The sequence below is a fragment of the Idiomarina sp. 28-8 genome, assembly GCF_000320945.2.
Lineage (GTDB): Bacteria > Pseudomonadota > Gammaproteobacteria > Enterobacterales > Alteromonadaceae > Idiomarina > Idiomarina loihiensis.
Map to the genome: position 1 here is coordinate 125,536 of NZ_DF266790.1, position 26,181 is coordinate 151,716.

Annotated in this window: 23 protein-coding genes and 1 tRNA gene; 13 read left to right on the forward strand and 11 right to left on the reverse strand. The window is 47.3% G+C overall.

Annotation, left to right across the window (positions count from 1 at the left end; translation table 11 throughout):
* Positions 1–15: 15 nt before the first annotated feature.
* Positions 16–858 (reverse strand): SDR family oxidoreductase, encoded by an 843-nt coding sequence (locus tag RJ32_RS05395; protein ID WP_034819868.1) that lies wholly within the window; start codon positions 856–858, stop codon positions 16–18.
* Positions 859–926: 68 nt separating this feature from the next.
* On the opposite strand from RJ32_RS05395, the gene RJ32_RS05400 reads away from it, so the two are divergent.
* The 6 genes from RJ32_RS05400 (at position 927) to RJ32_RS05425 (ending at position 7,805) form a co-directional block, all read left to right on the forward strand.
* Positions 927–2,840, forward strand: coding sequence for a PilZ domain-containing protein (locus RJ32_RS05400; protein ID WP_034819870.1), 1,914 nt, complete (start codon positions 927–929; stop codon positions 2,838–2,840).
* A gap of 93 nt (positions 2,841–2,933) precedes the next feature.
* Positions 2,934–4,319, forward strand: coding sequence for a M28 family metallopeptidase (locus tag RJ32_RS05405; RefSeq protein WP_034819872.1), 1,386 nt, complete (start codon positions 2,934–2,936; stop codon positions 4,317–4,319).
* Positions 4,312–5,289, forward strand: coding sequence for an amidoligase family protein (locus RJ32_RS05410; protein ID WP_034819874.1), 978 nt, complete (start codon positions 4,312–4,314; stop codon positions 5,287–5,289). The genes RJ32_RS05405 and RJ32_RS05410 overlap by 8 nt, the downstream gene beginning before the upstream one ends.
* Entirely contained in the window at positions 5,262–5,921 is a 660-nt protein-coding gene (locus tag RJ32_RS05415) for a gamma-glutamyl-gamma-aminobutyrate hydrolase family protein (protein WP_034819876.1), read from the forward strand. The genes RJ32_RS05410 and RJ32_RS05415 overlap by 28 nt, the downstream gene beginning before the upstream one ends.
* A 118-nt stretch (positions 5,922–6,039) precedes the next feature.
* Positions 6,040–7,671 carry a methyl-accepting chemotaxis protein gene (locus RJ32_RS05420; RefSeq protein WP_034819878.1) on the forward strand — a complete coding sequence of 544 codons (1,632 nt, stop codon included), beginning with the start codon at positions 6,040–6,042 and terminating at the stop codon, positions 7,669–7,671.
* Positions 7,672–7,717: 46 nt separating this feature from the next.
* A tRNA-Ser gene (locus RJ32_RS05425) sits at positions 7,718–7,805 on the forward strand.
* A gap of 234 nt (positions 7,806–8,039) precedes the next feature.
* Here RJ32_RS05425 and bfr (RJ32_RS05430) read toward each other — a convergent pair.
* The 9 genes from bfr (RJ32_RS05430) to RJ32_RS05470 all read right to left on the reverse strand — a co-directional run bounded on the left by bfr (RJ32_RS05430) (position 8,040) and on the right by RJ32_RS05470 (position 17,041).
* Positions 8,040–8,507 carry a bacterioferritin gene (bfr, locus tag RJ32_RS05430; protein ID WP_034819883.1) on the reverse strand — a complete coding sequence of 156 codons (468 nt, stop codon included), beginning with the start codon at positions 8,505–8,507 and terminating at the stop codon, positions 8,040–8,042.
* On the reverse strand, positions 8,507–8,983 hold the full coding sequence (bfr, locus tag RJ32_RS05435) for a bacterioferritin (protein WP_034819886.1): 477 nt from the start codon (positions 8,981–8,983) through the stop codon (positions 8,507–8,509). The genes bfr (RJ32_RS05430) and bfr (RJ32_RS05435) overlap by 1 nt, the downstream gene beginning before the upstream one ends.
* A gap of 33 nt (positions 8,984–9,016) precedes the next feature.
* Entirely contained in the window at positions 9,017–9,241 is a 225-nt protein-coding gene (locus tag RJ32_RS05440) for a (2Fe-2S)-binding protein (protein WP_034819889.1), read from the reverse strand.
* 62 nt (positions 9,242–9,303) lie between these two features.
* On the reverse strand, positions 9,304–10,281 hold the full coding sequence (locus RJ32_RS05445; protein ID WP_034819891.1) for a calcium/sodium antiporter: 978 nt from the start codon (positions 10,279–10,281) through the stop codon (positions 9,304–9,306).
* A gap of 36 nt (positions 10,282–10,317) precedes the next feature.
* A complete protein-coding gene (locus tag RJ32_RS05450; RefSeq protein WP_034819893.1) occupies positions 10,318–12,189 on the reverse strand; it encodes an acetate--CoA ligase in 1,872 nt (623 codons plus the stop codon).
* Positions 12,190–12,290: 101 nt separating this feature from the next.
* Complete coding sequence (locus tag RJ32_RS05455; RefSeq protein WP_034819895.1) at positions 12,291–13,232, reverse strand: CorA family divalent cation transporter; 942 nt, start codon at positions 13,230–13,232, stop codon at positions 12,291–12,293.
* A gap of 73 nt (positions 13,233–13,305) precedes the next feature.
* Positions 13,306–14,364, reverse strand: a complete 1,059-nt coding sequence (locus RJ32_RS05460; protein WP_034819897.1) for an ABC transporter ATP-binding protein — start codon at positions 14,362–14,364, stop codon at positions 13,306–13,308.
* Positions 14,365–15,993, reverse strand: coding sequence for an iron ABC transporter permease (locus RJ32_RS05465; protein WP_034819899.1), 1,629 nt, complete (start codon positions 15,991–15,993; stop codon positions 14,365–14,367).
* A gap of 22 nt (positions 15,994–16,015) precedes the next feature.
* Positions 16,016–17,041: a Fe(3+) ABC transporter substrate-binding protein gene (locus RJ32_RS05470; RefSeq protein ID WP_034819901.1), complete on the reverse strand. Its 1,026-nt coding sequence runs from the start codon at positions 17,039–17,041 to the stop codon at positions 16,016–16,018.
* Between the two features lie 174 nt (positions 17,042–17,215).
* Here RJ32_RS05470 and RJ32_RS05475 point away from each other — a divergent pair, with 174 nt between their 5' ends.
* The 4 genes from RJ32_RS05475 to RJ32_RS05490 are packed head-to-tail and all read left to right on the forward strand — an operon-like array spanning position 17,216 to position 22,457.
* Positions 17,216–19,045, forward strand: coding sequence for a sodium:proton antiporter (locus tag RJ32_RS05475; protein WP_034819903.1), 1,830 nt, complete (start codon positions 17,216–17,218; stop codon positions 19,043–19,045).
* Positions 19,008–20,273 carry a PqiA/YebS family transporter subunit gene (locus RJ32_RS05480; protein WP_082815443.1) on the forward strand — a complete coding sequence of 422 codons (1,266 nt, stop codon included), beginning with the start codon at positions 19,008–19,010 and terminating at the stop codon, positions 20,271–20,273. Before RJ32_RS05475 ends, RJ32_RS05480 begins: the two co-directional genes overlap by 38 nt.
* Positions 20,270–21,910: an intermembrane transport protein PqiB gene (gene pqiB / locus RJ32_RS05485; protein ID WP_034819906.1), complete on the forward strand. Its 1,641-nt coding sequence runs from the start codon at positions 20,270–20,272 to the stop codon at positions 21,908–21,910. Before RJ32_RS05480 ends, pqiB begins: the two co-directional genes overlap by 4 nt.
* Positions 21,903–22,457 (forward strand): membrane integrity-associated transporter subunit PqiC, encoded by a 555-nt coding sequence (locus tag RJ32_RS05490; protein WP_034819908.1) that lies wholly within the window; start codon positions 21,903–21,905, stop codon positions 22,455–22,457. The genes pqiB and RJ32_RS05490 overlap by 8 nt, the downstream gene beginning before the upstream one ends.
* Here RJ32_RS05490 and RJ32_RS05495 read toward each other — a convergent pair.
* A complete protein-coding gene (locus tag RJ32_RS05495) occupies positions 22,454–23,764 on the reverse strand; it encodes a capsule assembly Wzi family protein (RefSeq protein ID WP_034819911.1) in 1,311 nt (436 codons plus the stop codon). The two genes, RJ32_RS05490 and RJ32_RS05495, sit on opposite strands and share 4 nt — an antisense overlap.
* A gap of 116 nt (positions 23,765–23,880) precedes the next feature.
* On the opposite strand from RJ32_RS05495, the gene RJ32_RS05500 reads away from it, so the two are divergent.
* The 3 genes from RJ32_RS05500 to fabV all read left to right on the forward strand — a co-directional run bounded on the left by RJ32_RS05500 (position 23,881) and on the right by fabV (position 26,056).
* On the forward strand, positions 23,881–24,357 hold the full coding sequence (locus tag RJ32_RS05500) for a hypothetical protein (protein ID WP_034819914.1): 477 nt from the start codon (positions 23,881–23,883) through the stop codon (positions 24,355–24,357).
* Positions 24,358–24,472: 115 nt separating this feature from the next.
* Positions 24,473–24,793, forward strand: a complete 321-nt coding sequence (locus RJ32_RS05505) for a BolA family transcriptional regulator (protein ID WP_034819916.1) — start codon at positions 24,473–24,475, stop codon at positions 24,791–24,793.
* Positions 24,794–24,877: 84 nt separating this feature from the next.
* Positions 24,878–26,056 carry an enoyl-ACP reductase FabV gene (fabV, locus tag RJ32_RS05510; RefSeq protein ID WP_034819919.1) on the forward strand — a complete coding sequence of 393 codons (1,179 nt, stop codon included), beginning with the start codon at positions 24,878–24,880 and terminating at the stop codon, positions 26,054–26,056.
* Positions 26,057–26,181 lie beyond the last annotated feature (125 nt).

The window sequence follows — 26,181 nt, forward strand, 5'->3', positions numbered from 1 at the left end:
TTATGAGCAGCGCAATCAGCGCTGCCATTGTTTAATAACCGGCGCATAACCTTCGCGAAAATTCGCATACTGAAGTTGGTAACCACTGTCTTTCAAACCCTTGTTCATACAGCGTTTAGAGCCTCTGGGACCAACTTTCTTATTAATGTTTCCTGCCAGCTCAATTCCAAGCTGCTCAGCCAGCCACTGGTAAACTTGGTATTGTTTGACCGGTTCATCGTCATTAACTAAATAAACAGGTTTGGGCTGATTAACCTGGGTAAGTAAATGCACAATAAAGCCAGCGACATCGTCCTGATGTATGCGGTTAGTCCAGCTGTCACGAAGCTGGACATTGCCCTGAGTTAATTGACGCAATAAAAAATCACGTCCCTCGCCGTAAATACCACTGCAACGAAGAATTGAGGTTTGCCCCGGTAAGGCATTGATAATGGATTCAGCCTGTAATAGAGCTTTACCGGAGTCTGACGTAGGCTCGGTTGCACTGTTTTCATCAATCCACTCGCCGTCGCGTTGTGCGTAAACGCCGGTGCTGGAAACGTAAATAATATTAGGCTGATGCCTTTGCTGCGACAGTACCTGTTGCAGGTGACGACAGGGAACGACATAGCCCTGATGATAGCTATCTTCTGCGCCTTTTGCAGGAGTCAGGGTAATGACAACATTATCCCATTTATTCTGGAACAGTTGGTAAAGCTCTTGTTCACTGTTTAAGTCTGCTGCAACTAAATTGACCCCCTGGCGTACCGGCTTGCTCTCCGGGGTTCTGCAAACTCCGGTGACTTGCTCGTTTTGCCCGCTCAGCCGTTGCGCAACGCGGTCTGCAATATCGCCGTAACCGAGTAAAAGCGTTTGCATGAAGATCCTCTTGGCGTTAATGTAAAAGAAATGTTGAACTTAATATAGATACTGAACAATAGCCCATTATGAGCAGTGACCCTTCAATAGAAAGTCTGATTGATGAGCTTAAAACAGATTATCACCGCTCTCAATTTGAGTCTCTGTTTAAACGTAAAACAAAACATCTTAGCGGGCCCGAGAGGCTGCAGGCGCGGATGCGCATTACCGAGTTAGCGAAACCAGCTTTGGGTGTTATAGATCTTCGAAAGAAAATCCAGTCCGAAATTGAACCCTACCCTTTTCAGGGGCGCGTACATTATTTTGATTTAGCTGCGAAACGATTATTTGAAGACGGCTTACGACTGTATAAGGGCGTTTTTACAAACGACACGAAACAGCAAATATTAGCGTTAAAAACACAGCATCAGCAGTTAGCGGAAGACAAAGCCTTAGCCCAGCAGGAACAAGAGAAGGCGCTTGCCAGTTTCGTGGCCGGGCGTGAGTACCAACGTTGTGAGCAACGGATTAACCTGGTCAGCGCTGTGACCATGGAGCTGGCCGATGGCCAGGAATTCAGCGCTATGACTGTGGACATCTCTAATAATGGACTGCAGTTAAAGCTAGGTTTTGATCCCCAGCTAACCGGCTTGAAGTATGCACGCGTAAAGGTTTACTTTTCAGGACTTAGCGACGACTTTGTGTTTGACGCAACCCAGGAATATGAATACCGGGTAGTTGGGCTCAAAGAAAAAGACTTTTGTCTTTACTTACGCTTAAGGCGCATGGATGAAGCTGGCGATGACGAACTAGGCCGGTTTTTAGCGGCTATGTTGAGCAAGTCCCGGCGTCGCTATAAAGTTAATGTTGAGCATTTAGCCCAGAGGGTTACAGCCCGGGGGCATGAAAGCTACTGGTTTGATGCCGTTCAGGCTGTGCCTATTATTCTAAAAGCTGGCTCAGCGAGCTGCGCTTTAGTTCAGACAAACTCAAATCAAACCCTGTTGAACAGCTGGCAGCAACACCAGAGAGATCTTATTGCGGAGCTTATTGAGCAACCATGGGTTCAATCTGTGGTAAATGAGTTGCAAGAATCCAGAAAACCAACACGCCGACAAGTTACCTTGTTTCGTATTAGCTTGCCCATAAATAAAGTCTGGCGTGAGTACTTACTGCCGCTGCAGGCTATACAAAAAGAAAAAAGCTTAATTGCTACGCTAAACGCATTGCGTGCGGCGGGTTACGGGGCAAGGTGTTATCAACTGACGCTCACTTACAGCAAAGACGATGAGTTAAGCTACGGCGAATTGAATGCGATAAAAACACCTCTTTGGCGCGAACATTCCAATGAGAAGCTGAAATTATCGGTACTACAGGACTACCAGACCAAAGGAGCTAAAGCACTGAGTTGTAAACTGCTTAGTCCTGAAGCGTCAGCAGAGCAGAATATGTTTCGTTACGCTTTATCCAGCGCCTTGTTTTTGTATAAAAACGGCGTTGACTGGGAGCCTCAACTGGCCGCATTAATGTCTATTTCTGAAGGTTTACCGAAATTGTTTGATGACACTGAATTTTGGTTAGCAAACAACGCACGCTTACTTGGCGGACGGCGCCTGAGCTCAGAACTAAGAAAGTCATTGCGTCGGGTGTCGGAGAACAGCAGTTTGTCGCCGCGTATATTACTGTTAAGAGTTACTCAGGCCACTCAGAAAGACGGCGTTATGGGGCGAGAAATCAGCGAGTACGACAGCTTTGAAGAGGCGGCAGAATACATTCGTTTTCTTGACGAGGATGATAACTTTCTTGCGCTGCTGGTAGCAGGGCAGCCCTGTCAGAATCAAATATCAGCCGAGTTGATGACAGACTTGTCTTATATTCAACGCTACTTACCGCATCGGGCTAAAGAGCTGGAATCCAGTTTTAAACAACTGCGCGGCGTCATAACCCTGACAGACGTGACTCAGACTCTAAGTGGGCTTGCACAACTAACGGAGCAGCCATAAAGGTTGTTGTCTGCTGCTCCTGTGCGCGGCTTTCCATCCTCCGCTGTATACCTCATAATCGAAACAAGCTCATTAATTAACAGGTATTCAATTATGTTCAAATCGTGGACAAGTTCATTACTGGCGGTAAGTGTTGGTTTAGCCACTCCGCTGAGTGCTATCGCTCAGGATAGCATTGACTATAAAGAGCAGGAAAAGTTACATGAAATAGCCGGTGCCATGCAGGCTGATCGCATTGAAAGCGATATTCAGACGCTGGTGGATTTCGGCACGCGCCATACCTTATCTGAAACGGAATCTGATACGCGAGGCATTGGTGCTGCGCGGCGCTGGATTTATGCTGAATTTGAGCGCATATCCGAAGCCTGTGGTGGTTGCCTTGAAGTGATGTACGTCAGCGACACGATTTCGGGAGAAGAGCGCATACCTGACCCTGTGGAAGTGAAAAGTGTGATTGCGGTTCAGCGTGGCAAAACAGACCCTAATCGTTATGTGATGATGTCCGGGGACATCGACTCGCGAGTTAGTGATGTCATGGATTATACCTCGGACGCCCCGGGCGCAAACGATAATGCCTCTGGTGTCGCTGGCGCGTTAGAAGCGGCACGAGTGCTGACCCAGTACGAATTTGATGGTTCTATTGTTTATGCGGCACTGGCAGGCGAGGAACAAGGTCTGTTTGGCGGCAAAATTCTGGCCGAAAAAGCCAAAAAAGAAGACTGGCATCTGACCGCTGTGCTTAATAATGACATGATTGGTAATATTGAAGGTATTAACGGGGTTATTGATAACAGCACTGCACGTATTTTTGCTGAAGGCACCCGTATGAATGAATCGGATCGCGAAGCAACCATGCGCCGTTTTTATGGTGGCGAAGTGGATTCTCCTTCACGCAACTTAGCCCGCTACATTGATACAGTGGCTGATCGTTACATCAATAATTTAGACACTATGATTGTTTATCGCTTAGATCGCTTTGGTCGTGGTGGGCATCATAGACCTTTTAATGATTTAGGCTATGCCGGTATCCGCATTATGGAAACCAACGAAAATTATAACCGTCAGCACCAGGACCTTCGTGTGGAAGATGGCATTGAATATGGCGATACCATCGATGGCGTAGACTTTGACTACGCCGCTAAACTAACAGCGCTGAACGCGGTTTCCATGGCTAGCATGTCGTGGGCACCAAGGCCGCCGGCTAATGTCGAAATAGAAGGTGCAGTAAAACCGGATACAACCTTGCGCTGGGCGGCGCAAGAGGAAGATAAAGAAAATATTGCGGGTTATAAAGTTTACTGGCGTTTAACCAGTGCTCCTCAGTGGCAGTTCAGTCGCTATGTGGCTAACGTAAACGAATACACACTGGAGAATGTGGTGATCGATAATTACATTTTCGGTGTAGCTAGTGTCAGTAACGATGGCTTTGAAAGCCCAGTTGTATTTCCGGGACCAGCGGGGACATTTTCTATTGAGTAAAACGTTGTTCAAAGCATTAACCGAGCCGCTAAATTATGAAGGGGAAGACCGAAGAGTTGGTTTCGAACTGGAGTTTAGCGGTTTAACCCTGGAGAGAACTGTCGAAGTTCTGCAACAACAGTTGTCGGGGAAACGGGTTGCGGTCTCTAAAGCGGAACAAAAAGTTGAAGTGGATGAACTAGGTTCATTTACAGTTGAGATAGACTGGGACTATTTAAAGCGAAAAGCGAAAGCAGAAGGCGGAGACAATTCTGCCTGGGTGCGCGAGTTAGGCAGCATAGCTGAGAACCTGGTACCTATCGAAATTGTTTGCCCGCCATTGACTCTTGAGCAGTGTGAGCGGTTAATTCCTGTGACCGATGCTTTACGGGAAGCCGGTGCGAAGGGCACTGATGAGTCCTGGATTGCGGCTTATGGTGTGCACATTAACCCCGAGGTACCGTCGTTAGAGCCAAATGCCCTGCTGCGTTATTTGCAGGCATTTTCTTTGTTGCAATGGTGGCTGGTAGAGGCTCACCGGGTTGATACAACACGAAAGCTGAGTCCTTATATTGATAAATATCCTGAAACCTACATTCGCTTGCTGGTTTCTCAGCAGGAGGTAAGCCGGGAGCAACTAATTAATGATTATCTGGAACATAATGCCACCCGTAACCGGGCGCTGGATATGTTGCCGCTGTTTGCTTTTCTGAATGAAGAAAAAATTATGAAAGCGGTGGAAGATAATAAGATTAAAGCCCGCCCGACATTTCATTATCGTTTACCGAATTGTCAGCTTGAACACCCAGACTGGGATTTAACCGAACCATGGAAAATTTGGTGGATAGTGGATGCTCTGGCGAACGACGAACAGGCTTTAGAGTACTGGAAGCAAGCGTTCACTGATGCTGAACGCCCGCTAATAGGGGTTTCAGAAAAAGACTGGAAGGAAAGGTTGCAGCAATGGCTCAAAGACCGCGAGTGGTTGTAACCGGAAGCGCCAGACGGTGGTCGCCTTCCTGGTGGTGTACCTGGCTTATTCTTAAGTGTCTTGGGGCAACCCCTGTTCGTGCAAGTGTCAGACACCGCTGTGATCACGAAGGCATTGACGCCGTTATTATTGGCGGCGGCGATGACATTAGCCCATCTGAGTACAATCAACCACCGGAACGTGACGGCGAATACGACCCCGACAGAGATGAGCTTGAAATTGCCTGGATACGTTGGGCTCTGGAAGAAAAAAAGCCTCTATTAGGTATTTGTCGTGGCTCGCAATTGATTAATGTGGTACTGGGCGGTGAACTGAATCAGAATATTCGGGAGCTACGACAGCTAACCTATAACAGACCCGGGTTATTGCCAACCAAACAAGTGTTTATTGAACCCCGGAGTCAGTTGGCGAAAATTTGTAAAAAACAAAAACTGCGAGTTAACAGCCTGCATTCGCAAATTGTAAAGCAAACCGGCGTTGGTATGCATGCTGTGGGGTGGGATCTCGATGGTTTTCTACAAGCTTCTGAAGGGCAGACCGAACAAACCATTATTGGCGTGCAGTGGCATCCTGAGTACCTTTTCTACGTACCCAGCCAGCTCAGAATCTTCCGTTGGCTTATCAAACAATAATTGAACATTCCGATTATACCGTCATCAATATATCAATTTTTTTGATCCATCTTTAAGCCTAATTAGTATAATCGTTCAATTACATAGATGAATAGTTCATCGCATTCTGGAGCATTAAATGACTATAGCAAATCGATTGTACGCGGGGTTTGCCTTTATTCTACTGTTACTTGTTATAACGACAATTGTCGGTACGTACCAGGTTGGCGAAATAGATAAAACACTAACTAGAGTGAATGAAGTAGGAAGTGAAAAACAACGCTTTGCTATTAATTATCGTGGCAGTGTCCATGACCGGGCTATTGCTCTTCGCGATTTAGTACTTGTGGATGATGCCGCTGATCGTCCTCCGCTGCGTGAGCTAATTGATGATTTAAAGGCGAATTACAATACAGCAGATAAGGGCATGAGTGCTATTTTTTCTGACAGCACTTTGGTTAGCAGTAAAGAACGTGAATTATTGGCAGCTATTGAAGACGTGCAGGCGCGAGGACTGGCCGCCGCCGAGGAAACTGAGCGTTTACTGAGTTCAGATCAACGACAACAGGCGCAGGAATACGTACTGAATGAACTGTCTCCGGTTTATGCGGAGTGGCTGAATCGCATTAATACCTTCATCGATTATCAGGAGCAGAATATAGCGTCAGGTACCGAAGGCGTTATGGATCGTAGTGAAAACTTTGCCACTTTAATGTGGTGGGTGACTGCTTTCGCTATTATTACGGGTGGTATAGCTGCCTGGCGGATAGTGGTTAAGCTGACTCACACCATAGGCGGCGAGCCCGAAGAGGCGGCTGAAGTATTGCAGCGCATTGCTGATGGTGACTTAACGGTTTCAACCCGAACACGCTATGAAGATAGCATGATGGCGGACGTTAACCGCATGGCTCGTCAACTTAGAGAGATTCTACAAGACGTTAATGATTCGGCAGATACGATTCTGAACTCATCAAATGAGCTTTCTGAAACAGCGAATGATAACCAGCAATTAGTGGTTCAGCAGCAAGAGCAGACCACTCAGGGTGCAACGGCAATTCATCAGATGGCTCAGACGGTGCGGGAAGTGGCTCAGCATACAGAGCAGGCGGCTCAGCTGGCGGACGACACTGATAAAGAGACAGTTGATGGTAGCCGTGAAGTTGAAGCGACCATACGTTCTATTGAAGAGCTGGCAAATCAGGTTGAAGGTGCATCAAAAGTTATTGGTCAGTTATCTGATAACACCGCAGAAATTCATAAAGTACTGGAAGTAATAGAAGGCATTGCTGACCAGACTAATTTACTGGCGTTGAATGCCGCAATTGAGGCTGCCCGTGCCGGCGAGCATGGCCGTGGCTTCTCTGTGGTTGCTGATGAAGTGCGTGCGTTAGCGAACCGAACTCAGGACTCTACCCGTAATATTCAAAGCTTAATTGAAACCATGCGAGTGAGTGCCAACGACGCTGTTACCGTTATGGAAAAAGGCAGAGAAAAGGCTGCAGAAAGTGTTGAACAGGCGCGCTCCGCCGGTAAGTCTCTACATGCGGTGAATAGCTCGGTTGCAAAAATGAGCGACATGAACGCGCAAATTGCGACTGCAGCGGAAGAACAAACCGCCGTAGCAGAAGAGATAAACCAAAACTTCACATCCATTACTCAGGCCGCTGAGCAAACGGCAGCGGGCTCAGAGCAAATTAGTGAAGCCAGTCGCGAGCTTAACGAACTGGCAAAACGGTTAAATAATGGCATGAAACGCTTTAAAATTGCTTAAACCCCTTGATTAGAACGGCTAAAACCCCTACCATAGCGGCCGTTCTGGAGAGGTGTCCGAGTGGCTGAAGGAGCACGCCTGGAAAGTGTGTATACGGCAACGTATCGAGGGTTCGAATCCCTCTCTCTCCGCCAGATACAAAAGAAACCGCCCTTGAGGCGGTTTTTTTGTGTCTGCAGAAAGGGAGGACTAGATGAGAACCCTACCGGTTCGACAAAACGGCAGGAAAGCCGTTTTGAACAGCGCTTCAGCGCTGCCCGAAGGGCGAGGGCCAGGGAGGGCCCGAGTTAATCCCTCTCTCTCCGCCAGATACAAAAGAAACCGCCCTTGAGGCGGTTTTTTTGTGTCTGCAGAAAGAGGGGACTGGATTACATCATGCTTTGTAAATACAGCTGCTCACCCAGTCGGTCCATTAAGTTCAGTTGTATCTGTAGCCAGTACGCGTGGTCTTCTTCGGTATCTTTTAAAATACCGACCAGCATTTCGCGGGTAACGTAATCATCTACTTCTTCGCAGTATTCAATGACTTCACGCAGCGTTTTGGCGTTGTTGTGCTCAAGCTGTAGATCGTTTTCCAGCATCTCCCGGACATCCGAACCTATGGTATGAGGTTCGCGATTGCTCATGTTGGGTTTGCCTTCCAGAAATAAAATTCTGCGAATGAGCAAGTCTGCATGACCGCGCTCGTCGTCAATTTCATGGTTAATGCGCTGATAAAGCTTCATTAAACCCATGTCTTCGTACTGACGCGAATGTGAGGTGTACTGGTCAATTGACGTGAGTTCAAAGGCCAGCAGGCGATTTAGTTGCTCAACGACATTGTTATCTCTGCGCATTATTCAGCTCCTTGAATTTTTGTTTGCAAATAGACCTCGTTACCCAGGCGCGATATCAAATCAATTTGAGTTTCAATCCAGTCGAGATGCTCTTCCTGCGAGTCGAGAATATCGCGTAATGCGTTACGGCTGACATAGTCTTTGTGTATCTCACACTCTTTTATGGCTTCGCGTATTGCGCTGACATCATTAAACTGGACTTTGTGGTCCATTTCCAGCATTTCTCTTGGGTCTTCACCAACGTATAACTTACCCAGTTCCTGCAAATTAGGAATGCCTTCCAGAAATAAAATGCGTTCGATAAGCACATCGGCGTGCTTCATTTCGTTAATAGAGGCTTTATAAACAGGCTTGTTCAAACTTTCGAAGCCCCAGTTACGATACATGCGGGCATGAAGAAAGTACTGATTAATGGCGGTAAGTTTGAGCGTCAGTATTTTATTCAGTTGCTGGATGACTTTAGCATCACCTTTCATAGCCGTATTACTCCTTAATTCACTAGGTATGAATTAAGTGTAGCATACGGAAACCGGAAGTTGAGTCTCTTTACCTGCTTGAGTAGAACGTTGTTCGAGGGCTTCGTGAAGAACATCTTTGGCACAGTTTTTACAACAGCCGCACTGTGAGGCTACACCGTATTGCTGGCGTAAGTCTCGCATTGAGTTCACCTCACCAGAAACTACGGCCTGATGGATGACTTTATCGTTAATACCTTTACAAAGACAAACATACATAGACTATCACCTCACTTGATAGTGACAGTCTATGTTAAATGCGAACGATTTGCAATAGTGTTTTATTGCGGGGCGATGAAGCCGGTTTTCAACAAGTACAATGTGTAGAGCAAGTACAGGCAGATAAAGATAAACCCGTGTACGCGGTTAATTCGCCCTTGTCGTGCCTTGCGAATACCAAAGACCATTAGCAGTAATGTCAGTACAGCCATAGCAACCCAGTCACGGCTTAACACTAAAGGTTCTAGCGAAACCGGCTCGATAGCACCGGCAATACCGACTACCGCTAATGTGTTAAACATATTCGAGCCGATAACGTTACCCAGTGCCAGGTCGTGCTCATTCTTGCGGGTTGCCGCAATGGCTGAAGCCAGCTCTGGTAAAGAGGTACCAATAGCAACCACAGTCAAACCTATGACTAAATCGCTGACGCCGAGTGACACCGCAATATTCACGGCACCCCAGACTAGAGCACGTGAACTGACAATTAGCAGTAATAAGCCAACAATAAGCCAAATAATGGCGGGCTTCATTGGCAGAGGGTTTGCGTCCAGTTCTTCAGTGAATTCCGTGGCTAAGCTGTCGTCGCTGCTTTTTGAGCCTATCCAGATTGACCAGCCCATGTAGCCAACAAAAACAACTAACAGAAGAATGGCTTCCAGTCTGGTAATTTGATAGTCGAGCAAAAAGAGGGCGCTTAACAGGGTTATAGCGATTAAGACTGGCATTTCTCGACGTATAACCACAGATTTAACCGCAATAGGAGCGAGCATAGCGGTAATACCTAAGACCAAAGCTATGTTGGTTATGTTCGAGCCATAGGCATTACCCAGTGCCAATGCAGGGTTACCCTGCATTGACGCCAGTGCCGATACGACCATTTCCGGCGCCGACGTACCAAAGCCAATAATGACCATACCGATAACTAACGGCGCCATGCCCAGGTGTTTTGCTACTGCGGCTGCGCCTTCAACAAAGCGGTCTGCACTCCAGACCAAAACAGCCAAACCCACAATGACCGCAACAATCGATAACGTCATAACACCCTGTTCCTGTTTAAAAGAAAGGGCGATAGTTTAACGCATGGTTTCCTTAATAGCATCAATACTTGACGGATCGTCAATGGTTGAAGGAACAGCGACATCGTCGCCCTGTAAAACCTGTCGAATAAGACGTCTCAATATTTTTCCTGACCGTGTTTTAGGTAGCCGGGGCACAATGTGCAGAGTTTTCAGGCAGGCAATTGCGCCAATTTCTTCGCGTATTGACTGAATAAGTTCCTGTTGTAATTGCTCATGACCAATGGTGGATGAGTTTTTAAGAATAACAAAACCAACCGGTAATTCGCCTTTTAGCTCATCCGGTTGTGCAACAACAGCGCATTCAGCAACGTCTTTATGGGCTGCCAAAATTTCTTCCATTTCACCGGTGGATAAGCGATGGCCTGCAACGTTTATTACATCGTCTGTGCGACCCATGATAAAAACATAGCCTTGTTCGTCGATGTACCCTCCGTCGCCACTGCAGTAATAACCCGGAAAGGCATTGAGATAACTGCTGTGCAGGCGTTGTTCATCGCCCCATACGGTGGTCAGGCAACCGGGAGGTAAAGGTAAGCGCACGCAAATTGCACCTTCTTCTTTGCTGCCTAAACTTTTCCCCAGTGGGTCCAGCACACTAATCTCATAGCCGGGAACCGGAAAGGTGGAAGAGCCGGGTCTCACTTTTACCGCTCCAATACCAACCGGGTTAGCGCACATTGGCCAGCCGCTCTCGGTCTGCCACCAGTGGTCGTAAACCGGCAGGTCGGTTAGTTCGGTTGTCCATTCATAGGTTGCCGGATCTAAACGCTCTCCGGCCATATAAATGCGTTTCAGTGAGCTTAAGTTATAGCGCTGAATAAACTCGCCTTCAGGGTCTTCTTTTTTTATTGCCCGGAAAGCCGTAGGAGCAGAAAAGATGGCGCTGACCTTATAGTCCTGAACTATGCGCCAGAAGGCTCCTGCGTCTGGCGTATTAACCGGCTTGCCCTCGTAGAGTACACTGCTGCAGCCAAAGAGCAGCGGACCATAAACAATATAAGAGTGACCAACGACCCAGCCCACATCGGATGCCGTGAAGAAGACTTCCCCCGGCTTTAATCCGTAAACGTAATTCATAGAAAAATTCAGGGCAACGGCATAACCACCGTGGTCGCGCACAACGCCTTTCGGCTTGCCCGTAGTGCCCGAGGTATAGAGAATATAAAGAGGATGAGTTGCCGGTACAGGAACAGCTTCTACAGGGCTTGCTGTCGCTAATGCCTGTTCCCAGTTGGTGTCCTGACCTTCTTGCATTTCTGCTTGGCACTGCTCGCGCTGGTAGACAATAGTGCGCGGTTTGTAGCTCGCTTCAGCCAGAGCTTTATCCACAATAGGTTTGTAGGGCAGAACTTTGGTCCCCTCAATACCACAAGACGCGGTGATAATGAGTTTGGGAGCCGCGTCGTCGATGCGAACAGCCAGTTCGTGCGCAGCAAAGCCACCAAAAACGACGGAGTGAATGGCCCCAATGCGAGCGCAGGCCAGCATTGCAATAGCGGCTTGCGGTATCATAGGGAGATAAATAATAACCCGGTCGCCTTTTTCTACGCCGTGTTGCTTCAGCACATGAGCAAAGCAGGCAACCTGCTCCCGTAACTGATTAAAGGTGTAACTGGTTTTACTTTCGGTAACCGGTGAGTCGTAATACAAAGCGACTTGCTCGCCGCGGCCTGCTTCAATTTGTGCATCGAGTGCTAAATAACTGATGTTAACTTCGCCATCCGGAAACCAGTCTGCCAGTCCATTCTTTTTGACCCGGGCTGCGACTTTAGGCATTTTGAACCAATTTAAGCGACGCGCTTGCTCCAGCCAAAAACCTTCAGGATCTTGCTGAGCTTCGGAGTAAACGTTTTTATAGGCTTGCATAGCACTACCTCAAATCCTTTTATGCAGAGCCTTTAAGCATATTCTGTTGGCTTAAATTTCCTATTCGACTTAGGTCTAAACCGCTTTGATATAAGTCAGGTTTACCAGAATCTCAGGCGTCTCAACAACAGGAATTCGACAATCGCGATAATTACCAGCGCACCACAGAAAATCATAAATGCACCTTCGCTTTCTACCCCGGGCATACCACCAATGTTTATTCCAAAAACACCGGTTAAAAAGCTAAGGGGTAAAAACACTCCGGCAATAACCGAGAGCCAATAGGTGTTGCGATTCATTTTTTCGGCTATGGCTTGCTGCAGTTGCTCGCGCTGCATCCAGATTTGCTCCAGCATCAGGTCAATTTGCTCGAATAAGCGCTGAGTGGTATCGCGCTCGTTGATAAGCCATTGGTGCAACTCTGTGCTCATAACCTTTTCGGTTTCGGTACTGAGTTTTTCTAAAGCGGCCAACTGCGGGCGGATAAAGCGGTTAAGGCGTAACAGACGACGATGCAAAGCGGTGAGTTTTATCTGAACCGATGCCGTATTATCAAAGCCTTCACCCTCAATAGCTTCCAATTTTTGCTCCGCTGAGGACACCACATCTTCAATTCGTAAGTTCAACTGCTCAATGAGGGCAACGATAAAGTCGTGTAACGACTCCGGCCCTATTTGTTGACCAAGTTGCTCACGCAATTTTGCTACGGATAAAAAAGGACGTTTACGAAAGCTGTACAACGCGCCTTTATAATACAGTAGACGCAGACTGAGCATGTCTTCGGGAGATTCACCCGTGTTTAAATTAACACCCCGTAGCAACAGCATAAAACCGTCGGGTAAACGCTGAAAACGAGGACGGGTATCTTCTTCCAGTACCGCATCAATAAGAGGTTCTGGTATACCGGCTTGAGTTAACCATTCGGTTAACCCTTCGGCATCACGCTGAAAATGAAACCAGGTGTTTTCTGTGGCGCGCGATGGCGACTGAAGTTGTTTTGCGGGATGTTGACTGAAATCCCATGCGTCAATTAAAAAATCCATAGAATCCTCACATATGACAATTATTCAGAGTCTATAGTGAGGTATTCAACTTGTCATTTGTTTTACGCATCAGTTAGTCGGGCAACTCGCACAAAGACGAGTCGAATACGACCAAGTGATCAAAGTCGATATCAATTCCAATTTGTTCGCCTGTTTTTAACGGTTGGTGTGATGGGCCGACCGCCAACACGTGACTGGTGTCGGCCAGCTCCAGAGTATAGAGATAATGCGAACCACGAAAACCGCAGCCAACCACTATGGCCTGCATACTGCTATCGTTATTAATTAATACATCATCGGGGCGAACTAAAAAGTTAACACTCATGTCGGGTTTGTTGTGCAACTGAGAGTGCTCTATGATTCCAAATGCACAATGTAATTGATGTTCTCTTATTTCGCCATTCAGCAAAACGCCGCGGCCAATAAAGTCGGCGACCAGTTGATGCGTTGGTTGATGATAAAGGGCATAAGGCGTTTCCCACTGCAGTAGCTGACCTGAATACATCACGCCGGATTTATCTGCCATAGCAAAAGCTTCTTGCTGATCATGAGTCACCAGTAATGCGGTAATACCTTCTTCTTTTAGCAATCGTCTTACGTCGTGAGCCAGCACTTCGCGTAGTTCGGCATCAAGACTGGAGAAGGGCTCATCAAGCAGCATCAATTTAGGTTTCGGAGCCAGAGCGCGGGCCAGAGCAATCCGTTGTTGTTGTCCTCCGGATAACTCGTGCGGGTAGCGATTTTGATAACCGTTAAGACCAATGCGGATGAGCAGCTCTTTAACTCGCTCTTCCTGCTGCTTTTTGGGTAATCGATTAATGCCAAAACGGATATTGTCGGCCACAGTTAAGTGGGGGAATAATGAAAAATCCTGGAACATCATACCAACTTCTCTTTGCTCGGTTGGTATTTGCACCTGGCTGGATGAGACCGTTTTTCCGTGCAGCTCAACTTGTCCGCCGGAAACCGGAATAAAGCCGGCAATAGCGCGCAGCAAAGTGGTTTTCCCACAGCCACTGGGGCCTAGCAGGCAACCTATCTCACCCGGCTCCAGAGACAAACTCAGTCTGTCGACGATGAGGTCACCGGAGAGCTGGATGCTGACTGCGTCAATATTCAGTAATGTGCTCATTTACTCTCCTGCTTTCAGTGTTTTACTGCGTAAGGCCCGGGACAGCATAATAACCGGAATTAGCCCGACTGCGACAATCATCAATGCGGGGGGCCCGGCATCAGCTAAGCGTTCATCAGAGGCCATTTCGAATGCGCGCACTGCCAGAGTGTTAAAATCAAATGGACGTAATACCAGCGTGGCGGGCAGTTCTTTCATCACATCGACCAGCACCAAAATTAACGCCGCCAATAACGGGCTGCGAAGCAAGGGTAAGTGAACCCGCCATAAAATACGTTTACCGCTGGCGCCCAGAGTTCTCGCTGTATCGTCCATTTGCGGTGTGATTTGTTCCAGCCCCGAGTTAACGGTTTGCAAGGACACCGATAAAAACCGGACACTGTAGGCAAACAAAAGCGCGACAACGGTACCAGAGAATAATAAACCGGGATTAAAGTCGAATAACCATTCGCTGATACTGATAATTTGATTGTCTAGCCAGGCTAAAGGCGATAACAATCCAACGGCTATAACAATACCGGGAATAGCGTAGCCCATGCCCGCCAGACTGATAGCCGCGCGTAAAGGTCGGGTAGGGTGGCGCCGGCGACCGTAAGCAAGCCATAATGCCAGAGCAACAGTGATCAACGCCGCTAATAAGCCTAACCAGAGTGTGTTGAAGGTTAACATCCAGAATTCGCTTTGCTGCCATATTTCTGATTTCTGAACCGACCACAAGAGCAGTTGTGTCGCTGGTATAACAAAGCCAAGCACAACGGGCAGCCAGCAGACCAGCGAAGCCAGAGCCGCTCGCCAGCCGCTTAGTGGTCGCCGCTGAGGAGGCTTGGTTGCAGAGCGCTGTTGATAAAAACGAGCGCGACGTCTGGAGTAACGTTCAACCATTATCAAAATAATGACGAATACCAGCAATAAAGCGGACAGTTGCAGCGCTCCCTGCGCATCGCCAATGCCATACCAGGTGCGAAAGATACCTGTGGTAAATACCGTGATGCCAAAGTATTCCATGGTGCCGTAATCAGCCAGAGTTTCCATTAATGCCAGAGTGACGCCGGTTGCTATAGCCGGTCGCGCCAGTGGCAGAGCAACTTTCCAGAAACTTCTTAATGAGCTGGCGCCCAGGGTTTTTGCACTTTCAAACGCGGTTGTCGATTGCTGCATGAAAGCGGAGCGTGTAATAAGGTAGACGTAGGGGTAAAGAACAATACAAAGAACAAAGATAGCACCGTTCAGGCTGCGTATTTCAGGAAACCAGTACTCACCTATATTGACAGAGAAAATGTCCCGGATAACCCCCTGTACCGGGCCGGCATAATCGAGCAGGCTTGTATAGGTATAAGCTGTAATGTAGGCAGGCATAGCCAGTGGCAGCAATAACGCCCAGCTTAACCAACGCCAGCCGGGAAAATCGTATTGACTAATGCACCAGGCCGTACTTACCCCGAGCAAAGTGACACCGGTACCGACAGCGAACAATAAGATCACTGAATGACCGATGTATTCCGGTATCACGGTTTGCCAAAGATGTTGCAGAGTGTCCCATTGAGGGTTCAGTAACGACAAAGCTACCACTATGAGTGGTAGCCCTATCAAGACCGCGACGGCAAACAGCAACAGCGTGCCACGGTTCATCTATACGTCTCCTGGTAGTAAATTAACGCCAGCCGGCACGGTTCATTAAACGCACGGCGTCGCCGTTATTCTCACCCAGAATATCCATTTCAATGTCATCCTGCTTAAAGTCACCCCATTGCTGGAGTGTTTCGCTCCACTCGACGCCTTCGCGAACCGGGTATTCATAGTTGGCCTGAGCATACCATTTTTGTGATTCTTCAGAGACCAGGAACTCGATGAGCTTTTGAGCTTCGTCAACGTTTTTAGCGTGTTTGGTAATGCCTATGCCAGAAACGTTTACATGAGCACCTTGTTTGTCCTGTGCTGGCCAGAATATTTTAACTTTTTCGGCCGCTGAACGCTCTTCTGCGTCGTCGGAGTTCAGCATATGACCAAAGTAATAGGTATTGGCAATAGCGATATCACAAACACCAAAAGCTACGCCTTTAATTTGGTCGCGGTCGCCACCAACGGGTTTGCGAGCAAAGTTTTCGACAAAGTCTTCTGCCCATTCTTCAGTTTTTTCTGCGCCGTGGTGTTCAATTAGCGCAGCAACTAACGACTGGTTATACAGATTATTGGAAGAGCGGATGCAGATACGGTCGTTCCATTTTTCATCTGCGAGGCTTAAATAAGAGTCCAGTTCGTCCGGGTTAACGCGCTCTGGCGAGTAAAAAATGGGGCGGGCGCGTAAACTTAATCCGAACCAAAGGTTGTCGGTAGAGCGAAAATGAGAAGGAACGGCTGAATTAATTTCGTCAGAGTTTACCGCCTGAAACGCGTCTGCTTCAACGGCGCGGTGAAGAGCACCTGCGTCAACGGTTAAAAATAGATCCGCCGGGGTGTTCTCGCCTTCGGAGTTCAATCGGGCCAGCAACGCGTCCGCTTTACCGGTTAATAAATTAACTTCGATGCCGGTTTCTTCAGTGAATTTTTCCAAAACGGGTTTGATCAGCGCTTCTTTTCGGGCTGAGTAAATATTAACTTCAGCGGCGGCGCTAGTGAAGGACACCAGTGTCGCAGAAGTCGCAGCAAGTATTGCCAGTAGTGAATGAAACTTACGCATTTCAGATGACTCCTTAACGAACTATTTTAAGAGAAACGCGACGATTATATCAAACAAAGCGAATAATGATAGCCATTCTCATTTAAAAAAATAGTCATCTAAATTCGCTATTTGAGGGTAGTCAGAGTGTTAGCTTCTGCTATTCTAAAACGACTTACTTTCAGCGGAGAAATTATGTCTGACTTATCGATGCTTGCCCTGATTGGCGTATTGTCCATTAGTTGTCAGTGGTTAGCGTGGCGTATTAAGTTGCCGGCAATACTGCCGTTATTAATTTGTGGCTTACTGCTAGGGCCCACTCTGGGGTTACTTGAACCAGACTCGCTATTTGAGGATTTACTCTTTCCTTTTGTCTCATTAGCGGTGGCGGTTATTTTATTTGAAGGCAGCCTGACCCTGAAATTTGAAGAAATTCGTGGTCATGGTCGCATGGTAACCAACCTGGTTAGCATCGGCATGCTGGTAACCTTTGTTGTTATCGCCATACTAACGCATTTTATTATGGGCTATGGCTGGGAAATTTCAGCCTTGTTCGGAGCCCTTGTTGTGGTCACAGGGCCGACCGTTATCCAGCCCATGATACGGTCTATCCGGCCGATTAATAAGTTAGCGAATATTTTGCGCTGGGAAGGCATTATTATTGATCCGCTGGGTGCCTTGCTCGCGGTACTGGTATACGAGTTTATTATTGCCAGCCAGGATGTTGCTTTCCTGCATGCTTTGCAGGCCTTTGCAACCACTATCGCTTTGGGCTTTGCTCTGGGTTGGGGCGCAGCGCGCTTGCTTGGCCTGGCTCTGGGGCGAGGCTGGTTTCCGCATTACTTACAGAACGTTGCTACCTTAACCATAGTGCTGGGTGTTTTCGCGCTATCTAATGCTATTCAGCATGAGTCTGGCTTATTAACCGTTACGGTTATGGGTATGGTTATGGCCAATACGCGTAACCTCAATATGGAAGAAATACTAGAGTTTAAGGAAACTCTCAGTGTGCTCCTTATTTCTGCGCTTTTCATTATTTTGGCAGCGCGGCTGGACTTTGCAGAGTTTGATGCGTTGGGAATGCCCGCAGTTATTCTAATTGCCATTATTTTGTTTGCGGTGCGCCCTCTGGCTGTTTGGTTGTCTGCGATAGGAACCGAGCTGAGGTTTAAAGATAAGGTCCTATTATCCTGGATAGCCCCCCGTGGTATTGTAGCGGCGGCAGTTTCTGCATTGTTCGCATTAAAAATGGAAGAGTCAGGCTGGACTGAAGCCGCGGCGGTTGTTCCGTTGGTTTTTCTAGTGATAATGACCACCGTTGTATTGCAGAGTTTAACTGCAAAACCGCTGGCCAGAATGCTTGGGCTGCTGGAACCTCAAGCCAAAGGGTTCTTAATTTTCGGTGCCAACCAAATGGCGCGGGCGGTTGCAAAAAGCATACAGGAAAGCGGCATTCCGGTTCGCCTGGCTGATACCAACTGGGAAAACATCAAGTTAGCGCGGATGGATAATTTACCGGTGTATTTTGGTAATCCGGCATCTGAGCACGCCGCTAATAACATTGATTTAACCGGTCTTGGTCAACTGTTAGTTATGTCACCCTACAAACAACTAAACCCTTTAGTGTCGATGTATTATCAGGACTGGTTTGGTTCCAGAAAAGTGCATGGTTTAAACGGTGGAGAGCAGGATTACCGAGCCAGCCATCAGTTGACCGAAAGTTACCGCAAAACATTAAACTTATTTGGCGACAGCGTAACCTATTCAAAGCTTGCAAGCCTGCATTTTAAAGGCGCTAAAATTAAGTCGACACCTATTACCGACAGTTTTAGTTTTGCAGACTACCAGCAGAAGTATGGAACTCGTGCGTTGCCGATGTTTGCGCTGGACGATGCCGAAAAACTCCATATTTTTACCACTGAAAGGGAATTGATACCACAGTCGGGTTGGACAGTAATAGCCATGATTTCAGCGGAGCCTGAAGAAAATGACGTCGAGCAGGATAACGCAGAGCGAAAAGAATGATGTTGTCGGCTGCCCTCAATGTGACTGGGTAAGCCGCCGAGTCGTTCTTGCCGGGAATGAACGAGCTGAATGCCCACGTTGTGGGTACATTCTGGAGCATGGTAAGAAAACAGAACACTTTACCTTGGTGGCGATAGCTATCGCCGCTCTGGTAATGCTTTTAGCCAGTTTGTCGGTCGACTTTATTCGTTATTCCGCAGCCGGTGTTGAGCAGTCCATGACTTTAATGGATGCTGCCTGGCAACTTTCTTATTTTCACGAAAAAGTATTGGCTGTGTTAGTTCTTCTAACGGTTATTCTTATTCCGTTTATTTATCTGTTAAGCCTTATTTGGGTATACAGTCACACTAAGAATGCAGCATGGAATACAGCACGAAACCTGGGCAGTTTGTATTTACTGCGCTTAACCGAGCACTTAAAACCCTGGTTAATGACCGACGTTTTTCTGCTTGGCACTTTGGTGGCGTTGGTTAAGATCTCCAGCCTGGCAGATATTCGCTTACTGGAAGGCTTTTGGAGCTTTAGTGCCTTTGTTGTACTGTTACTTTTTGTTTATGAGCGGGCGAAACATACACCCGTCTGGCGACACTTGATTAAAACGTCACAGTCGGCACCAGATGGTAAACCCGGAATGACAGCATTGGAGCAAGGCTTGCAAACTTGTCCTGTGTGTTATGCGCTGAATTCTCAGAACGCTGATACTTGTTACCAATGCACAGAGCCACAGAAAACATCCTGGTGGCGTAGGCCAGGCACAACGGTCGCGTTAATTACTGCCGGCGCTATTATGTTAATTCCGGCGCATTGGTTACCGGTTATGGAAACCGTCCGATTTGGTAGCGACCAACCGTCAACCATAATTGGCGGAGTAACGGAGTTATGGCAAAGTGGGGATAAACCAATAGCGGCTATTGTTTTCGTCGCCAGTCTGGTTATACCTGTGGCTAAAGTACTGGTGCTGATAACTTTGCTAATATTAGCTCGCTGGCAAACCCCGCAAACGGTTCGCCACCGTCTTATTTTATTCAAACTGACGGACTGGATAGGGCGCTGGTCAATGATCGATATTTTTGTTGTTGCGATACTGGTAGCTTTGGTTCGTAGTGGTTCCGTTATGTCGGTTTACCCGGGCAGTGCTGCGGTTTCATTCGCGGCAGCTGTGGTTCTTACTATGCTTGCAGCGATGAGTTTTGATACACGCTTATTCTGGCGAGAGGCAGATAAATGACAGAGAGTTCAACGACTAAGGTCCGCAAATTTTCCGGCATATCACCGGTCTGGATTGTACCGCTGCTGGCTCTTGCTGTGGCGCTTTGGATGGTTTGGCAGGATACGCGCGGAACCGGGCCCACTATTACTGTGGCAGTAGGGGACGCCGAAGGCATCGAAGCCGGAAAAACTCAGGTGAAAGTTCGTAACGTAGACGTCGGACAGGTTACTGAAGTGCGCCTGTCGGAAGACTTTTCTTCGGCTGTTATAGAAGTGGCGATGAACGAAGGCACCGAGCGAATGTTAAACCCGGAGACCCGAATTTGGGTAGTAAAACCCAGAATTGGACGACAGGGAATTAGCGGGTTGGGAACTTTACTATCAGGTGCGTATATTCGTTTGCAGCCAGGAGACTCTAAGGAGCAGCAGTCGCATTTTAAAGCACTGGAACAGCCACCTGTTACTTCTCAGGAAACTCCAGGGCGCCGGTTAAATTTGACCAGCGAGGGGCAAACCAGCGTAACAGTAGGTGACTCAGTGCAATATCAAGGTTTCACCGTTGGTCAGGTAGAGCAGTCGGAGTTTCAGGTCAATGAACGACAAACTCGATATCAAATTTTTGTGAAGGCTCCTTATGATGAGCTTATTACCGAAAATACGCGGTTCTGGTTGCAGCGGGGCGTTTCTATTCAGTGGAATTCTCAGGGACTGGACTTGGCTTTGGGCTCCATCGAGTCCCTATTGGGAGCCAGTGTGACTTTTGGTGTTCCTGAAGGACAGCCACGGGGGGATAAGCTTACCAGCGAACAGGAATTCGAGCTGTTTGAAAGTCTGGAAGAGGCAAAACAGCAGGGTTATATCCACGGTATTGATTACGTTGTCTTACTGGATGAATCAGTTGCAGGCCTTGAAAAAGGAGCACCAGTTCAATTTAAAGGCGTGCGCGTTGGCACAGTCAGAGAAGTACCATTGCGTTGGTTCCCGGAAAATGGCGATGAAGCTCCGTTAAAACGTATCCCTATTCTTATTCGATTTGAACCCGAGCGCTTACGGGGGCTGGTGGCCGATACCGATATTGAAAACTGGGAAAAACGTTTGCCTGAGTTATTTAAGCAGGGCTTACGGGCGAATATCCGGGCTTCTAACCTATTAACCAATACCTTGTTTGTCGATGTTCGTTTTTATCCTAATGCTGATGAGGAAAGTGTCGACGATAAATTTGCCGGGTATCCGGTTATGCCGGCAATGGCCAGTGACTTCGCCCGACTGGAAGAGAAGTTAACAGCATTGATGGATAAATTTAATCAATTGCCACTGGAGCAGGGGCTTAACGATTTTTCGGCAGCGATGAGCTCCGTCGATAGTACAGCTAAGAAGCTGGATAGTGTGTCGGAAAGTTTGGCGGCTATTGTTGAGCAACCACAAATGAAGCAATTGCCTCAGTTATTGCAGCAAAATCTTATTCAGCTGAAAGAGCTTACCGGCAGTTTTAATGAAGGTTCCCCGACACGACAGCAGCTGAATCAAACGTTAACTGAAATTGAGCAGCTCTCACGTGAGTTAAAACCGGTAATTGAGTTGTTACAGGAACAGCCGAACTCGCTTATTTTTAGCCCATCTATAGAGCCCGATCCGGAGCCGAAAGCTTATGAATAGCAGATATTCTTTTCCAAAAATACTCAAGCCGTTTGTTACTGGTGCAGCAATTGCGTTGCTCGCCGGGTGTACCTCTAACTCATATGAGATAACGCAATATCGACTTCCACATTTGAGTGAGTCCGCGGAAGCTTTGTGTCATGCGGATAAGCGTCCTGTATTTGTGGGTGATTCAGCGGCGAAACCCGGGTTGCAGCTACAGCAGGATGAAACCCGCTGGCATAGTGCCCGGCAGCACCGTTGGAGTACGCCTCTGGCGCATCAACTTCAGCGTAGTGTTCAGCGCCTTTTGCTGGCTGACAATTGCGAAGGCAAGCTAACGGTTTGGGTTGACGATTTTTATGGAAGTAATGACTCACGGGCCGTTGTTGCGGGTCACTGGGAGTATAAAAGTCAGGATAACCAGACGGTGTTGAAAGGAACCTTTACTGAAAGCACGCCGTTGAAAAGTGACGGCTATCCTGCGTTAGTCAATGCTCTGGATGAAGCCTGGCTTAATGTTATGGACACCATCAGCCTGGGAGTAGGGCAGAAGCTGGCGCGTTAAAAGCGCCATTCTCCACTCAATTGTACGCCCACTTCGCCGTCGTAATTGCTGCCGTCAAGGTATTGCAGAGAGAGTTTAACTAACCCCGAAAAAGCAGGTTCAGTGCGCCGCAGTAAAGCCCGTGACAGAGTGTCATCGTCTTTTTCTTTACTATGACTGACCAGCGCCGTCCAGGCAGAACCGTCGGCTGAAAACTGGCGATAGCTGGCAGATACAGTCTGACTCTCACGGGGGAAAGGCGATCCGGGATTGCGCTGGTGGTTCAGAAAGTATTGTCTTTGATTTTCGTCCAGTGAATAAAAGTCGTGTTCTTCTCCGCCGTCTAACTGACTGTATTCAACCGTGAAGCTATGACGACGTTCTTTAGAGCCTGTCATCCATTGTGCGCCCAGGGTATATACTGGTTTGTCATCGGTTTCCAGTTTTCGGTCAATACCCAGCTCCGCGTAAGCTGAAAACTGATGAGCTCCCCAGTCGAAACCGGTTCTGGCATCAGCGGTTAACATCCGGTTGTCGGGGCGGTTGTCGCCACTCTGCTCTATAGCGCTTATACCAAACCATAAATGCTGAAATAACTGACTGGAAAAGCGGATGCCGCTGACCCGATAATGGTCGCTGTATCCATCGTCCTGATAGGCACTGAATAAACTGATTTTGAATGGATTCATTCCGGCAGGCGGATAATCAGGAGCGTAATCGATTCGAATTTTGGGCATAGGGCGGGCATTGTTAGAAAACAGCAAGCTGCTGTGCTCTGCCGGCCCCCAACGCAGTGGCAGTGAATCCAGGCTGAAGCTCCAGTCATTCAGGTTGTAAGCTAAGTAACTGCCATCCAGAGTCTTTTTGTGATCACCTTCAAAGGGGTCCTGACGATAGTTTACCTGAATTCTTGCCGCCCAGTTTGTACCGTGCATACTGCGGCTTAGGCTAATTTTACCTTCTTCATAGGTGTCGTCGCCGTAATCCTGAACTACCTGCTCGCTATCCGTTGCACCGATATACCATCGTGTTTTAGGCCCATTCTGAGCTTGTGATAATTGATGACGCACATGGCGTAATGCTAATTGCTGGGTTGGGCTCAAACCTTTTAATTCAAGCGCATCCAACTCCGGCAGTAAGCTTTTCCAGGTTATTGGAAATTGCTGAATGGGTGTTTTGATAAGCCCTGATTCAGCTAATACAATCAGACTGTTCCGCAATTCCGCATCATTTGCTTCAATCCATACGGAGCTAAGCGCAGAAGGGGTCATGAGTAAGCTAAGACCACCAGCAATAAGTGTGTTACGAAAAAATGAGATGGATGACATGAAACTGATTTGAATCCCTATGACAAATTACGTTCTATACTGCCAGAAATTTTAACACTAAGACAACGGTTTATCTGCGCTTTTCAGTTATAATATCAAGCCTTGGAGGTTTCCTTATGGCTTTTAAAAATTTTTTGGTGGCAGGGTTATTCCTCGCCGTTCTTAGTGGCTGTGGTCAGGAAGGCACAACCGATTTGCGCAGCGCTGAAGTTAAAGCTCTGGATGAACAGTTACTGCCTAATGCTAACTGGCAATTGAGCCGGGCAACGATTGAGCTCAGCTTTTGTCGTAACCGCATTAATGAGGCTTTGCTGGCATCGGAGGCAGAGCTCAGAGGTTGGCGATTATCGGGAGAAAGTACTGCGTTTCCCCCATACAGAAGCGAGGGCTTAGATGCCTTGTCCAGGCTTTTTGATAAAACCGATGTTTTACTGTGGCAGGCAGAAGGAAATGTCAGTGCACAACGCTATCACGTGGTTAAACCGGCCTCTGCCTCAAAAGGCGAAGTTGTGGATGCAGTTTTTCCTGCTGTCGTTAGCTTATCCTCAAGTGAGGAAGTTTGTCATGCGGCAGTTGATGACTCTGAATATTGAACAAACTTTATTTGTCGAAAATTCGTAGAGTTAGCAGGTTTTTGTAAAAATTTTCTGCGATTCAGTATAAGTAATCTAAACTGAAGATTAGAGGCAAACGCAGAGGGGAGCAGTTATGTCTATTGGGCTAAATATTGAAAATAAGTTGCGCGAAGCGTTTACTCCGGTGCATCTGGAAGTGGCAGACGAAAGCCATATGCACTCGGGTGGTGCTAATGCTGAATCTCACTTTAAAGTGGTCTTAGTTACTCCGAAGTTTAGTGGTGAGCGACTCATTAACCGACACCGTGCGGTTAATAAAATCTTAGCGGATGAATTAATGAATCATATCCATGCATTGGCGCTACACACCTATACTCAAGGTGAGTGGGAGCAACTGGGAGAGTCCAGACGTTCACCCAACTGCCTGGGTGGGTCGAAAATAGCGGCAAATTAAGAAAAATTCCGCATGTCTGATGTGTTCCTGTCGTTTGATTGGTTACAATAGCCGAAATAATGCGAACAACAGGGATACATCAATATGATCATTAAGCCAAAAATTCGCGGTTTTATCTGCACCAATTCTCATCCGGTGGGTTGCGCCGAAAACGTCAAACGTCAAATCGAATTTGTCCGTAATAAGCCTGCCATTACCAATGGCCCTAAGAATGTATTAGTCATAGGCTGCTCCACAGGTTATGGACTCGCGTCAAGAATTACGGCTGCTTTTGGTAGCGAAGCCCATACTCTTGGTGTGTGTTTTGAAAAAGAGCCTACAGAAAAGAAAACAGCGACAGCTGGTTGGTATAATACCGCCGCTTTTCATCAGCAAGCGAACAAAGCCGGTTTAGCTTTCCATTCAATTAATGGCGACGCATTTTCTGATGAAATTAAGCAGGAAAGTATCGATTACATTAAGCAAAACATGGGGAAAATTGACCTCGTTGTTTACAGCCTGGCATCACCTAAACGTAAAGACCCCGATAGCGGTGAAGTCTACAGTTCAGTGTTAAAGCCAATAGGCAAACAATACACAACCAAAACCTACAATACGGACAAAGATCAGGTACACGAAGTGACACTTGATCCGGCTACCGATGAAGATATTGCCAATACCGTAAAAGTGATGGGCGGTGAAGACTGGGAACGCTGGGTTAAAGCTCTGCATAATGCGGGCGTTTTGGCCGAAAACTGTCAAACCACTGCTTATACTTACATAGGTAAAAAACTGACATTGCCAATTTACGGTCATGCAACCATCGGCCGCGCAAAAGAAGATCTGGATCGCGCGGCATCAGAGCTCGTCACCGAATGCGATGATCTTAATCTGAAAGCTTACGTTTCTTCATTAAAGGCGTTGGTAACACAGGCGAGTTCAGCTATTCCTGTTATGCCGCTGTATATTTCATTAATTTATAAAGTGATGAAAGAAGAAGGCACGCACGAAGGTTGTATCGAGCAAATTTACCGCCTGTTTACTGAAGGTCTATATAATAGTAATCCTGAGCTGGATGACGCAGGTCGGCTTCACATGGATGGTTACGAAACCAATGATAAGACTCAGGCAAAAATAGAAGCACTCTGGGAGCAAGTAACTCAGGATAACTTCCATCAGCTTGCCGATTACGAAGGATATCATCAGGAGTTCCTGCACTTATTCGGTTTTGGCTTCGATAATGTCGATTATGACGCGGATATTGATCCAAAAGTAAACTGGTAAGCGTTGTGGGAAAAATGCTAAAATCCCAACGATAAGTGTGGAAAATGTTTCAGGTTGCCGATGACAAGCCCCCTGAAGGCGGTTGTTTGTGTCGGTAACTATTTGATTATTCAGGTTTCCAGCCC

Bases quoted from the DNA above. Each gene is read 5' to 3' on its own strand.
- RJ32_RS05500 (WP_034819914.1), top strand. From the start codon at position 23,881: ATGGCTTTTAAAAATTTTTTGGTGGCAGGGTTATTCCTCGCCGTTCTT.
- RJ32_RS05475 (WP_034819903.1), top strand. From the start codon at position 17,216: ATGTCTGACTTATCGATGCTTGCCCTGATTGGCGTATTGTCCATTAGT.
- bfr (WP_034819886.1), bottom strand. From the start codon at position 8,983: ATGAAAGGTGATGCTAAAGTCATCCAGCAACTGAATAAAATACTGACG.
- RJ32_RS05465 (WP_034819899.1), bottom strand. From the start codon at position 15,993: ATGAACCGTGGCACGCTGTTGCTGTTTGCCGTCGCGGTCTTGATAGGG.
- RJ32_RS05400 (WP_034819870.1), top strand. From the start codon at position 927: ATGAGCAGTGACCCTTCAATAGAAAGTCTGATTGATGAGCTTAAAACA.
- RJ32_RS05445 (WP_034819891.1), bottom strand. From the start codon at position 10,281: ATGACGTTATCGATTGTTGCGGTCATTGTGGGTTTGGCTGTTTTGGTC.
- RJ32_RS05415 (WP_034819876.1), top strand. From the start codon at position 5,262: ATGGCTCAAAGACCGCGAGTGGTTGTAACCGGAAGCGCCAGACGGTGG.
- RJ32_RS05405 (WP_034819872.1), top strand. From the start codon at position 2,934: ATGTTCAAATCGTGGACAAGTTCATTACTGGCGGTAAGTGTTGGTTTA.
- RJ32_RS05420 (WP_034819878.1), top strand. From the start codon at position 6,040: ATGACTATAGCAAATCGATTGTACGCGGGGTTTGCCTTTATTCTACTG.
- RJ32_RS05480 (WP_082815443.1), top strand. From the start codon at position 19,008: ATGACGTCGAGCAGGATAACGCAGAGCGAAAAGAATGATGTTGTCGGC.
- RJ32_RS05440 (WP_034819889.1), bottom strand. From the start codon at position 9,241: ATGTATGTTTGTCTTTGTAAAGGTATTAACGATAAAGTCATCCATCAG.
- RJ32_RS05395 (WP_034819868.1), bottom strand. From the start codon at position 858: ATGCAAACGCTTTTACTCGGTTACGGCGATATTGCAGACCGCGTTGCG.
- RJ32_RS05490 (WP_034819908.1), top strand. From the start codon at position 21,903: ATGAATAGCAGATATTCTTTTCCAAAAATACTCAAGCCGTTTGTTACT.
- RJ32_RS05470 (WP_034819901.1), bottom strand. From the start codon at position 17,041: ATGCGTAAGTTTCATTCACTACTGGCAATACTTGCTGCGACTTCTGCG.
- RJ32_RS05460 (WP_034819897.1), bottom strand. From the start codon at position 14,364: ATGAGCACATTACTGAATATTGACGCAGTCAGCATCCAGCTCTCCGGT.
- RJ32_RS05495 (WP_034819911.1), bottom strand. From the start codon at position 23,764: ATGTCATCCATCTCATTTTTTCGTAACACACTTATTGCTGGTGGTCTT.
- RJ32_RS05455 (WP_034819895.1), bottom strand. From the start codon at position 13,232: ATGGATTTTTTAATTGACGCATGGGATTTCAGTCAACATCCCGCAAAA.
- RJ32_RS05505 (WP_034819916.1), top strand. From the start codon at position 24,473: ATGTCTATTGGGCTAAATATTGAAAATAAGTTGCGCGAAGCGTTTACT.
- RJ32_RS05450 (WP_034819893.1), bottom strand. From the start codon at position 12,189: ATGCAAGCCTATAAAAACGTTTACTCCGAAGCTCAGCAAGATCCTGAA.
- bfr (WP_034819883.1), bottom strand. From the start codon at position 8,507: ATGCGCAGAGATAACAATGTCGTTGAGCAACTAAATCGCCTGCTGGCC.
- pqiB (WP_034819906.1), top strand. From the start codon at position 20,270: ATGACAGAGAGTTCAACGACTAAGGTCCGCAAATTTTCCGGCATATCA.
- fabV (WP_034819919.1), top strand. From the start codon at position 24,878: ATGATCATTAAGCCAAAAATTCGCGGTTTTATCTGCACCAATTCTCAT.